Below are 10,467 nucleotides of genomic sequence, written 5' to 3' on the forward strand. Positions count from 1 at the left end.
ACCGCGGCCCACACGAAGCCTTCGTGCACGTCACCCTGGGAGGTCGCGCCGTCGCCGAAGAAGACCATGGTGGCTTCGCCGTCGTCGTCACCGACCTTGCCCTCGAACCGCTGCCCCATCGCGTAACCGGCGGCGTTGAGCACCTGGTTGCCGATGACGATGCAGTACGGGTGGAAGCGCGTGGCGTTCGAGTCCCAGCTCCCGTTGTCGGTGCCGCGGAATATGCCCAGCAGCTCCTTGGGGTGAATGCCCTTGGTCCACGCGATGCCGTGCTCGCGGTAGCTCGGGAACGCCATGTCGGTCGGGCGCATCGCGCGGCCCGCGCCGATCTGGGCGGCTTCCTGGCCGAGCAGCGGAACCCAGATGCCGAGCTGGCCCTGGCGCTGCAGTGCGTTGGCCTCACGGTCGGCGCGGCGGACAAGGACCATGTCGCGGTACAGCCCGCGCAGGTCCTCGGCGGTCACGTCCGCGACGTAGCGGTCGAACTCGGGGTTCTCGACCCGTTCGCCTTCCGGGGTCAGGAGCTGGACCAGCTCCGGACCGCCTTCGCTTGTCGCTCGCAAACCCGCGATCACCTGCTCTGCTGTGGGTGCGGCAGCGGTGGCGGCTGGACCTTCCCGGGGCTCCGGGTGCGTCCACGTTTCTGGGGACGACATGCGCGTTCTCCTCGTGTCTGGGCCGCACAACTCGCTTGTGGCGACGGCATGCAGCCGCGCCGCCGGTCACCCCTGCCACCCGGATTGGGTGGGTGGTCACCGTCGGCGCTGACGGTTCTCTCCCACATCCTGACACGAAGCTACCCGGATTGGTGAAGGGCGTATGCCCATCGCGAGTCGATCACGAGCCGCTGAGCTGGGAAAACACTTGGAACCCCGACGTTAGGGGATCAAAGCGGAGCGCGGTCGGAGCAGTTCAGCGCGCTCGTGTGGACACTCCGTGCCCGCCACGCGCACCCGCAGTGACCTGCGTCACTCGAACAGGGGGAGTCGCTCGATGTCGCCCTTCGCGAAGGCCGCGATGACGGTGCCCGCGGCGGCGCTGGTGGACACGATCCGAACGGTGTCGCCGACGACGTCGACGCCCGGCTTGGGGACGACCCGGGACCAAGGCGTGCCCGAGGAGGTCTTCGCGTTCTTGAGGGTGGCCTCGATCTGGATCTTCATCTCGGCCGCGTCCTCGGGCGAGTGCGCCTTGAGGCAGATGAGGTCGGTCGTCGCGTCCTTGCCGTCGATCCGCACCCCGGCGGAGGCGATCGGCCCGATGGCCGCGGCCGCGACGTCGCCCAGGCAGTTCGCGTGGGCGGCCATGGTCTTGTCCTCGGCCAGACTGCCCGCCCCTTGGGCGAACCAGTCGAGCTGAGGAGCGGCCGACGAGTAGAGCAACTCGGAACCGGTCGCGCGCACAGCGGAGAAGGCCTCCGGCTTGGCGGCCTTGTTCGCGATCTTCTCGTCGACGGCGGCGCTGTCGAACGTCCCGCGTAAACGCCCGGCGGCGGCCGGAGCCTTGCCCGCGGTGACGGCCTCCTCGAACGCGGCGAGGTCGAGCGCAAGGAGGTCCTTGAGCTTCTTGGGGGACTCGGTGATCTGCGAACTGCCGACCATGCCGAAGTTCTTGGTGTCCTTGAGCTGCTTGATCTTGGTGAGGTCGGCGTACTCGAACCGCTCACGGGTGCTGTCGTTCGCCCGGACACCGGCGAGCGCGCTGACGAGACCAGTCAGTCTGGGGGCGGCGGAACTCGGGGAAGCGTTGGGGGCGGCGGGTTTCTCGCCGCAGGCGGTGAGGGCGAGACAGGCGATGGCAAGGAAACCCACGGAGCGCTTCATGCGCGGCAGGGTAGCGGGTGAGGCCGTGACCGTGTGCGGGAACTTTCACGGCCACGGCGTCACTGGCGAGAGTGCACGACCCCAGCTGAAAGAGACCTCAGCGCGCGATGCCACGAATCGGCGGGCACCTGCAGCTGCCCGGCATCGGGAGCCTTGGAATCCCGCAAGTGAACGGCTGCCGCGTAGGCGACCTCGACACACTCGGCTTCGTCAGTGCTGAAGCTTGATTTCCGCCACCGCATGTCTCAACCCCGGTCGTGGTCGGCTGCCATGAGTGCCATGAAATCCACCGAATCGGCAGGTCCCAAAGCGATCTTCGGCAGCTTAGCAACGAGTTTCTGAAACCGGCCAGTGTCGATGGGCTTGTGTTTCCGGGTGCAGCCAGGGGCAGTATGGCCAGGTCGTGTGCGCAGACCCGTTCGACAGTCCGAACACCGTGCGGGCCGACGCGCCCGGCGGGTCCGCCACGGTGTCGCTCACCCCGCCGAGGGACTGGGGTCACGCGCGGCTGCTCGTCCGGTCCATGGACGCGGCGGGCAACCACTCGACGCCGGTGTACTACGAAATCGTCATCTCCTCCGGCGAGCCGCTGATCACCCTGGTCGGCGAGCAGCCGAAGTGGGGCGAACAGGTCACTCTGCGCTTCGCCGCGGCACGCGGAGTCTCCGACACGGTCGACTTCGAATACCGCGTGGATGACGGCGACCCGCGGGTGGTCGCCGCCGGGCCGGATGGCACCGCGACCATCACCTTCACGGTCGACAACGTGTACGGGCACCCCGTCACCGTGCGCAGCAGGAGCGCGAGCGGCTGGGTCTCGCCGCGTGGCACCAGTACCCGGAACTGCGGCCCACCGTCGCGTCGGAGGTCTACCCCGGCGGCGACCAGCCCACCGGTGGAGTCGGAGTCGAGGGGACGTTCACCTTCACGCCCGTCCCGGGGCCCGCCGAGATCACCGGCTTCTCGTACGCCTTCGCCTTGGACCAGGAGCTGACCTTCGTCCCGCTGGGCCCGGACGGCACGGTGACGATCACTTGGACGCCGCAGGCCAGCGGGTTTTACGACCTGGAGGTCTACTCGGTCCTGGCCGATGGCACGGTTGAGTACTGGAACGGCCGCCACTACGAGTTCAAGGTCGCGTAAGCGGTTCACGGCCCGGTGCTGCCTGATGGCAGTATCGGGTCGTGGACACGACAGCAGCGGCGCAGACCGTCCGGACCCTGTGGGACGCGGAGATCCTGCCCAGCCTCCAGGACTTCATCGCCATTCCCGCCCTCTCCCCGTCCTTCGATGACGCCTGGGTGGCCAACGGCAACCTCGACGCCGCCGTCGAGCACCTGCGGGCCTGGATCGCGAAACGCAACATCCCCGGCGCGACCATCGAGGTGTTGCGGCTGCCGGAGCGCACGCCGCTGCTTTTCGTCGACATTCCGGCGACCGACGGGGTCGACAAGGGCACGGTGCTGCTCTACGGCCACCTCGACAAGCAGCCGCCCGTCGGAGGCTGGTCCGAGGGGCTCGGCCCGTGGACCCCGGTTCTGCGCGACGGCAAGCTCTACGGCCGCGGCGCCTCCGACGACGGCTACGCGGGCTACGCGGCCACCGCCGCCATCGAGGCCGTGCGCGCGTCCGGCGGTTCGCACAGCCGGTGCGTCCTGCTGCTGGAGACCAGCGAGGAATCCGGCAGCCCCGACCTGCCCGCGTACCTCGAACACCTCGACGACCGCCTCGGCGCCGTCTCGCTCGTCGTCTGCCTCGACTCCGGTGGCATGGACTACGACCGCCTCTGGCTGACCACCTCCCTGCGCGGCCTCGCGTCGGTGACCGCGACCGTGCGGGTGCTGATCGTCGGCCAGCACTCTGGGACGGTCAGCGGGGTCGTGACCAGCTCGTTCCGAGTCCTGCGGCAGTTGCTCGACCGGATCGAGGACTCGGCGACCGGCGAGATCAAGCTGTCGGAAATGAACGTCGAGATCCCCGAAGACCGGCTCGCCGAGCTGCGCGCGACCGTGGAGTCCGCACCCGGTTCGGTCCTCGCCGCGATCCCCTTCGCCCCCGGCGTGCGCCCGGTGACCGACGACGAGGTCGAGCTGTTCCTCAACAGCAGCTGGCGTCCGACCCTGTCGATCATCGGCGCGTCCGGGATGCCAGAGCCCGCCGACGCGGGCAACGTGCTGCGGCCGTTCACCACCCTCACCTTGAGCTTCCGCCTGCCGCCGACGGCCGACGCCGATGCCTCTCTCGAAGCGGTACGCAAGATCCTGACCACCGACGTCCCGGACGGCGCCCAGGTCGAACTCACCCGGCTGGAAGCGGCAGCCGGCTGGAACGCGCCCGCACTGGCCCCGTGGCTGCGGTCCTCTTTGGACAGTGTGAGCGACACCGTGTTCGGAAACCCTTGGCGCACCATGGGAATGGGTGGCTCAATCCCGTTCATGGGCCTGCTCGCCGAGCGTTACCCGGACGCCCAGTTCGTCATCACCGGCGCGGTCGGCCCGGACAGCAACATCCACGTCCCCGACGAGTCCCTCGAGGTCGCCCACGCCGTCCGCGTCACGGAGGCCATCGTGCACATCCTCGACGCGCACGCCAGGAGCTGATGGCTAAACTAAACGAGACCGCGGCTGAGCCGGTCCGCGCGCCGAGTCGTCTCCGGGAGGCGGAACTTCGGCGTGAGGGTGAGGACCAGCTCGGTCGCGGTCTCGATATCGATCTTGTGGCCGACCGACACGAACACCGGCTTCACGCCCTCGCGCGTGCGCCACGCCCTGGCCGTCGCACACCAGCACGTCCGGGATCACCGACAGCTTCTCCAGCGCGGGCAGTAGCAGCGGCAGCTCGCGGAAGGCGAAAAGGCCTGGGACGTAAGGGAAATCGACCACTCCCTCGGCCACGGCCTGGTTGACGACCTCCAGTGTCGCCAGGTCGAGCACGCACACTGCCGCGGTCCCGCGGTCGGTGTAGTGGACATCCAGGCCCGCCGCCGTCTTCGGGGTGAATCCATCCGGAGCTCGGTGTGAAACGCAGTCCTGCAACCGCAGCTGCTCGGCAGGCGTCGCTGCTGTCCACCAAACGCACCGAAACGGTCTCGATGGTCGGAGTCGAGAACAAGGACACGAGCAGGCCATGCCAGGTCGCGCGCGTCTCGATCGAGTAGACCCGCGCGACGCGATCCAGCGGAACGTGCGCGACCCAGCAGCGATGCGCCTCGGCCCACTCGTAGCGGCTCGGGTCCGGGTTGTCCGGTCGGTTCTCGCGCAACACCACGTGGCGGGAACCGTGCGGATACAAAGCAGGGCGCGTCACGCCGTCGATCACCGCGTAGGTGCCCGACCGGAAAGCCGGGCTCACACGCGGCGCACCCGGCCCGCCACCAACTCGCTGTAGGCGAGCTTGCCCAGCAGCAGTTCGCATGCCGCGGACTCGGACGGGAGTCGGACCAGGTGGTTCTTCTGCCCGCGCTCCAACCAGTACACCTCCCACACACCTTCGGCGTCGGGCAGGATGCTCCAACACTGCTCGTCACGAGCACCCAACGCGACGACCTGGGGTTCGATACCGAGCGCGTCCAGCGCGGTGCCGAGGGCTTGCAGGTTCACAGCGGGATCTCCCTGAGGTATCCGGCGTTGATCAAATCGACCACGGAGTGCGGCAGCACATACTGCGTGCCGCCACCGGGCTGGCCCATGGCCGGGGCGATGGGACCCTCCCACACCGGCAGCGGGCGCACCACTTCGTACTGGTGATAGCCATTGTTGAGGTTGTCCGGCGGCAGTCCGCGCTGCGGATACGGCGTGTCGGCAGGTGACACGAAGTCGCCGCGCGCGCTGCCGAACCGGTCGATCGTCTGGCCGGGCTGCAGGACACCCGGCGTCCGGGACTCCGGAGTGTTGAAGCCTTGGGGATGTGCCTCCCCATCGGGCCATTCCAACATCCGGTTGCCATAGCGCCCGGTATCGCCGCTCGGCCAGTACTGCTGGTTCCAATCCGCCTCGCCCAGCCCGGCGTGCGGGTCGTAACTCGGGGACACGAGGTCGCGCACCGCGGGGTGGTCAGCCGGAACGCCGTTGGTGTTGATGATGGAGTCTCGATTCGGATTCGCCCTGGCCTGATTGATCAGGTCGTCGTCGATCAGGTTCGCGTGGGGGTGCTGCAACTGGCTGGTCGGGATCGTTCGACCGGCCGCGTCGTAGTCGCGGGGGCTGATCGGTGGCGTCGGGTCGACATCGGGCGGCGGGGTGTGTGCTGTGGTCGGCGCGTCCGCGGCCCCGCTGGGCGTGGTGGTTCCCGACGGTGTGGTGGGTGTGGCGCTCGACGGTGTGGTCGGCGTGGCCGAGCCGGAAGGTGTCGTCGTGGCGCTGGGCATCGACGGGGTCGCGCTGGACGGCGTCGTCGGGGTGGCCGATCCGGATGGCGTGGTCGTCGGGGTCGCGGACCCGACAGTGCCGGGCGCGTTCGGGGACGCGGAGCCGCCCGAGGGGCGCAGCTTCTGCAGGCCGCGCTTGATCGCCTCCCAGATCTCGCCGAGCTTGGCCATGATCGGACGCAGCTTCTCCACCGAGCGGGTCAGCTTGGTGATGATGTCGGTGATCCGGCCGACCCACTTCGACACCAGCGCCGCCACCGACGCGGCGACGTGCGGCGTGGCCAGACCCAGCGTGAGGCCGAGTTCGGCGAGCCACTGCGGGAGTCGGATGAGCAGCGTCGAGATGCACTCGGCCACCAGGTCGCGCACGATGCCGCGGACCACGCCGACCAGCACGCCGACGACCTCGACGACCGTGCCGATCGTCTCCGCGCCCGTGCCCGCGGCGGTGATGTGCTCACCCTGTTGACCAGCGTTGTTCCGATAGGCGTCGGCCGCCGGGCCCGCCCAGCCCGCGGTGCCGTTGGTGACCTCGGTCCGGTAATCCGCCGCGACCCCCGCGACGGCCTGCGACACGTTCTTCCACGTCTGCGCGTAGGCGGCGATCTGGTCGGCGTCCCCGGCCAGCCAGTTCAGCGCGTCGCGCAGCGGGGCGACGTGCTCGATCACCCAGGACACCGCGTACTGGCCGAGGGTGCCGATCGGGTCGAGCACCAGCGACAGCACTTCGAGGCCGCCGCCGAGCGCGCCGAGGCCGCCCTCGACCCACGAGCCGCTCTGCACGCCGTTGTAGATGTCCACCGCCGACTCGGCGATGCCGATACCGGTGACGGCGGTGGTGGAGTCCTTGCGTTCGGCGATCAGCGGGTTGGTCATCGCGCACCGCCCGCGAAGGGCTGCGTGTTGGCCTGCTCCACGTTGTCGTAGGACGTCGTGTTGTCGCGGATGCCCTGCGCGGTGTCGGTCACCGACTCGGCCGCCTGCCGGATCGCCTCCACCCCCGGAGCGCTGACCGAGTGCACGATCGGCACGAAGAACTGGCAGATCACGCCATAGGCGTCGGTGCCCATGTGCACCTGGCTCGCCGCCTGCAGCGCCTGGTCCAGGCGGTCCTGCAGGGCGTCGAGCCTGCCCGCGTGGCCGGCTAACTCACCGGTCAGGACGTCATATCCGTTCGGCACCGGGGGGGACTCCTTCGATCAGGTCAGGATGGGAGGTCCGCCCCAGTCCTCGTCGTCATCGTCTTGCGGCGGGCGCGGACGCGACCGGCGGGTCGGCGGCCGGTCGTCTTCCGGGACGTCGCCGAGCTGCATCTCCTCGACAACGCTTCCGGTCGGACGCTCCGGTTCGGGCTCCGGTTCCGGGAATCTCTGCCGATATGAATCGACCACGGTCGCCACGGTCTGCTGATCGTCACCGACGGTTCGGGTCATGACTTCCGCGACGTGGTCGGTGATCCGCGACTGGGCGCGGCGCATCGTCGTCAGGACCATGGTCGAGAGCTCAGCGCCCGCAAGGTCGCGGTGCTTGTCGCTGATCACGAGATCGGTCACCGCGCCGGTCGCGTCGACCGTCACCCGGACGACGTCGTCGCGCGAGGACTCGGTCACCGACACGCGGGCGACCTCGGCCTGCATCTCCTGGTAGCGCTGGGCTTTCTCCTCGACCGCGGCCGCCCACCGACGCATCTCCTGCTCGGTCTGGTAGCCGTCCCCACCGAAGTTCGGCTGGTTCACAAGGACCTCCCGAGAACGTTCCGGCGATCATGCCGGGCAGGTAACGGGTGCGGGCGGCCCACCACGACCCGAGTGAGTCTTGGGCTGTCGGGTTTCAACTCTGTCTCCTGGTTTTGTCGGTGGTGGTCGTTAGGTTGATCGGTATGTCCAGGTTCCGCCTCCAGCCGACGCCTGCTCAGGAGCGCGTGTTGGAGGAGCACTGTGGACATTTGCCGGTCCTGCGGGCTTGCCTGCAACGCTGATGTGAACGCGGCACTGAACATTCGATTCGCGGCAGGGCATGCCGTGGCTGCACGGGGAGGCGCGCCGTTGGGTGAGCCGGTGAACCGTGAACCTCAACGCGAGCTCCTCCTTGTGTGATAGTCCGCTGTTGGAATCCCTAGCCTTCACGGCGGGGAGGATGTCAACGTTTCCCCTCTCGGTCACCAGGCCGGATACCGCACCTGCCACTCGGGGTCCGCTAGCGAGTTGTGCGTGCTGAACTCGATCAGCGCGTCCCTACCCAGACGTTCGATGACGTCCCGAAGTTCCAACTCGGCCAGCCAGTCCGCCGGAATCGCCCCGACGCCGTGCTCCGCGCCGAGGAGGTTGCCGCAGATGGACCCGGTCGAGTCGCTGTCGCCGGAGTGGTTGACCGCCAGCAGGAGACCGTCGGCAAGGTCGTCGGCGGCCAGCGCGGCGCACACGCCGATCGCCAGTGCCTCCTCACCGACCCAGCCGCCGCCGAGGCCCGCGAGCGCCTCCGGTGAGGGCCTGCCGCGCTCGGCCAATGCGACAGCGCCGTCAAGCGCCGCCACCGTCTCCGCGGAGTCCTCCCAGGTGACCAGCTCGGCGCGGACGTCGGCGATCGCGTCGGGCAGGTCGGCATCGTCGAGCAGGCGGTGGACCAGGAACGCGAGCGCGCCCGCGGCCAGGTAACCACTGGGGTGGCCGTGGGTGAGCGCGCCCGCCTGCGCGGCGATGACGAACCCGTCGAGCGGGTCTTCCGACCACAGCGCGCATGGCGCGGCGCGCATGACCGCGCCGCAGCCTTTGGAGTCGTTGAGTCGGTGCGACAGCGTCCCGCGTTCCGCGCCCGCCGCGTACCCCTCCAGGGCGTGCAACACCGTGGAGCCGGGTGCGCGGCGGTGGAAGAGGTCGCGCTCGCCGATGAGCCAGCCATCCGGCTCGGCTTGCATCGCGTAGGACCCGGCCGCTTTGTGCCACGGCACGCCCTGGGTGTGCAGCCACCGCTGGTAGGCGTGCTGCAACACCGACGACGGGTGCTGCTCGAAGTACAGCAGCCGCTTCGCGATGTGGCCGCGGATCATCGCTTCGAGGGTGAACAGCGTCATCTGTGTGTCGTCGGTGATCTTCCCCCGCCCGCCGTACGCGTCGGCGTACCCCGTCGTGCCGTCCGGCCCGAACCGAGCCCGGATATCTCCGATGGAGAGGAACTCCACCGGCCCACCGAGCGCGTCGCCCACCGCGCCCGCGAGCAGGCAGCCGAGCCACTGATCGACCGGAATCACCCGGTCGTACGGGAAATCACCGTCCACGGCGTCAGAGGTTAGTTGAGCGGTTCGCGTCGGGGACGCATGGTCAGTTGATCGATTCCCGCAGTTCGCGCATCCGCGTGGCGATGAGCTGCGGAGTGCCGGGCACCGCGGTGACCGAGCTTTCACCGCGGCTGGTCTTGTAGACCGCCCACCGGCCCTGCTGAACGTCGATCGCGGTGATCCAGTCCGCGGCCCGCAAACGTTTTCCGCGCTGGTCACGCTTGGCGGTGTAAAGCTTCGCGCCGCTGAGCCGGGGCTGCTTCATCAGCTCCTGGAGCCTGCGCGCCTGCGGCGGAACCGCGGGACGGGCGAACCCATCCGACTTGGGCGCGTCGAGGTCCGACAGCCGCACCGAGATCGACTCACCACGCGCGGCGGGCACGTTCGGCAACCGGAACAGGAACGCGTCGAGCAGCCTGGTGGGCTCGACCCGCTCGAAGGTGATGGTGTGCTCCACCCGCTCGGCCAGCACCGCCTGCCTTCCCGCCGCGGCGGTGATCACCGAGTACGGCCCTTCGGCGTCGTGGAAGTAGCCGAAGTACTCCACAGCCGCGCGCTGGATCACCGAGAGCAAGTCCAGGAAGGCCGGGTCCACCCCACGCGGCCCGTTGATCCCGGCCGCGTCCAACTCCCGCCGCAAGCGCGCGTCGGTCTCCTGCTGAAACCGCGGCGAGTGGTACCGCGCCCCGCCCGCGAAGATCACGTGCGGCTCGCCGAGGTTCGCCTTCTCCAGCAGCCGGAACAGGGTCGTGACGGAAAGCTCCACCTTCACCGCTAGCCCCCGATGACCGGGGGCGCGGTGATCTGGTCGGTACCGAAGATCGCCTCAGGGTCGTCTTCCTGCAGGAAGGACGCGCGGGTGTGCTCCTCGTCCTCACCACCCTGCCCGCGACCGCCACCACCCATGCCGCCGCCCATGCCCGCGCCGCCGCCACGGCCACCCGCACTGGCCGCGCCACCACGGCCACCCGGCCCGTGGTCGCCACCGGCGCCGAGCGCACCTG

At 69.2% G+C, this 10,467-nt stretch carries 13 protein-coding genes and 2 pseudogenes; 3 read left to right on the forward strand and 12 right to left on the reverse strand.

Features of this window, described 5'->3' with window-relative positions; all coding sequences use genetic code 11:
• The 3 genes from ACRDSQ_RS20150 to ACRDSQ_RS20160 form a co-directional block, all read right to left on the reverse strand.
• A partial coding sequence (locus ACRDSQ_RS20150) for a thiamine pyrophosphate-dependent enzyme (RefSeq protein WP_431423194.1) occupies positions 1-656 on the reverse strand: 656 nt, incomplete at its 3' end.
• Positions 657-968: 312 nt separating this feature from the next.
• A complete protein-coding gene (locus ACRDSQ_RS20155) occupies positions 969-1,823 on the reverse strand; it encodes a hypothetical protein (protein ID WP_431423195.1) in 855 nt (284 codons plus the stop codon).
• 59 nt (positions 1,824-1,882) lie between these two features.
• On the reverse strand, positions 1,883-2,065 hold the full coding sequence (locus ACRDSQ_RS20160; RefSeq protein WP_431423196.1) for a DUF397 domain-containing protein: 183 nt from the start codon (positions 2,063-2,065) through the stop codon (positions 1,883-1,885).
• A gap of 161 nt (positions 2,066-2,226) precedes the next feature.
• On the opposite strand from ACRDSQ_RS20160, the gene ACRDSQ_RS20165 reads away from it, so the two are divergent.
• From ACRDSQ_RS20165 to ACRDSQ_RS20175, 3 genes are read left to right on the forward strand one after another with little or no spacing between them, the layout of a single operon-like run.
• Positions 2,227-2,817 (forward strand): hypothetical protein, encoded by a 591-nt coding sequence (locus tag ACRDSQ_RS20165; RefSeq protein ID WP_431423198.1) that lies wholly within the window; start codon positions 2,227-2,229, stop codon positions 2,815-2,817.
• Positions 2,802-2,966, forward strand: coding sequence for a hypothetical protein (locus ACRDSQ_RS20170; protein WP_431423199.1), 165 nt, complete (start codon positions 2,802-2,804; stop codon positions 2,964-2,966). The genes ACRDSQ_RS20165 and ACRDSQ_RS20170 overlap by 16 nt, the downstream gene beginning before the upstream one ends.
• Before the next feature lie 41 nt (positions 2,967-3,007).
• Positions 3,008-4,423, forward strand: coding sequence for a M20/M25/M40 family metallo-hydrolase (locus tag ACRDSQ_RS20175; RefSeq protein WP_431423200.1), 1,416 nt, complete (start codon positions 3,008-3,010; stop codon positions 4,421-4,423).
• Between the two features lie 8 nt (positions 4,424-4,431).
• Here ACRDSQ_RS20175 and ACRDSQ_RS20180 read toward each other — a convergent pair whose 3' ends face one another.
• The 9 genes and pseudogenes from ACRDSQ_RS20180 to ACRDSQ_RS20220 form a co-directional block, all read right to left on the reverse strand.
• Positions 4,432-4,569 carry an endonuclease V gene (locus ACRDSQ_RS20180; RefSeq protein WP_431423202.1) on the reverse strand — a complete coding sequence of 46 codons (138 nt, stop codon included), beginning with the start codon at positions 4,567-4,569 and terminating at the stop codon, positions 4,432-4,434.
• A 61-nt stretch (positions 4,570-4,630) separates the two neighbouring features.
• Positions 4,631-4,951: pseudogene (locus ACRDSQ_RS20185) on the reverse strand (endonuclease V); the annotation flags it as partial.
• Between the two features lie 219 nt (positions 4,952-5,170).
• A complete protein-coding gene (locus ACRDSQ_RS20190; protein ID WP_431423203.1) occupies positions 5,171-5,422 on the reverse strand; it encodes a hypothetical protein in 252 nt (83 codons plus the stop codon).
• The gene (locus ACRDSQ_RS20195) at positions 5,419-7,065 is read right to left on the reverse strand and encodes a glycohydrolase toxin TNT-related protein (protein WP_431423205.1); all 1,647 of its coding nucleotides are present in this window, start codon (positions 7,063-7,065) and stop codon (positions 5,419-5,421) included. The genes ACRDSQ_RS20190 and ACRDSQ_RS20195 overlap by 4 nt, the downstream gene beginning before the upstream one ends.
• Entirely contained in the window at positions 7,062-7,370 is a 309-nt protein-coding gene (locus tag ACRDSQ_RS20200; RefSeq protein WP_431423207.1) for a type VII secretion target, read from the reverse strand. The genes ACRDSQ_RS20195 and ACRDSQ_RS20200 overlap by 4 nt, the downstream gene beginning before the upstream one ends.
• Positions 7,371-7,388: 18 nt before the next feature.
• Positions 7,389-7,925: a YbaB/EbfC family nucleoid-associated protein gene (locus ACRDSQ_RS20205; protein WP_431423209.1), complete on the reverse strand. Its 537-nt coding sequence runs from the start codon at positions 7,923-7,925 to the stop codon at positions 7,389-7,391.
• Positions 7,926-8,347: 422 nt separating this feature from the next.
• The gene (locus ACRDSQ_RS20210; protein ID WP_431423211.1) at positions 8,348-9,463 is read right to left on the reverse strand and encodes an ADP-ribosylglycohydrolase family protein; all 1,116 of its coding nucleotides are present in this window, start codon (positions 9,461-9,463) and stop codon (positions 8,348-8,350) included.
• Between the two features lie 43 nt (positions 9,464-9,506).
• Positions 9,507-10,229, reverse strand: a complete 723-nt coding sequence (locus ACRDSQ_RS20215; protein ID WP_431423212.1) for an ESX secretion-associated protein EspG — start codon at positions 10,227-10,229, stop codon at positions 9,507-9,509.
• A gap of 8 nt (positions 10,230-10,237) precedes the next feature.
• Positions 10,238-10,467: pseudogene (locus ACRDSQ_RS20220) on the reverse strand (hypothetical protein); the annotation flags it as partial.

The organism is Actinokineospora sp. (genome assembly GCF_050699995.1).
In the GTDB taxonomy this organism is placed as follows: domain Bacteria; phylum Actinomycetota; class Actinomycetes; order Mycobacteriales; family Pseudonocardiaceae; genus Actinokineospora.

Excerpts from the sequence above, each read along its gene's own strand:
- ACRDSQ_RS20155 (WP_431423195.1), bottom strand. The coding sequence starts at position 1,823 with ATGAAGCGCTCCGTGGGTTTCCTTGCCATCGCCTGTCTCGCCCTCACC.
- ACRDSQ_RS20160 (WP_431423196.1), bottom strand. The coding sequence starts at position 2,065 with ATGCGGTGGCGGAAATCAAGCTTCAGCACTGACGAAGCCGAGTGTGTC.
- ACRDSQ_RS20195 (WP_431423205.1), bottom strand. The coding sequence starts at position 7,065 with ATGACCAACCCGCTGATCGCCGAACGCAAGGACTCCACCACCGCCGTC.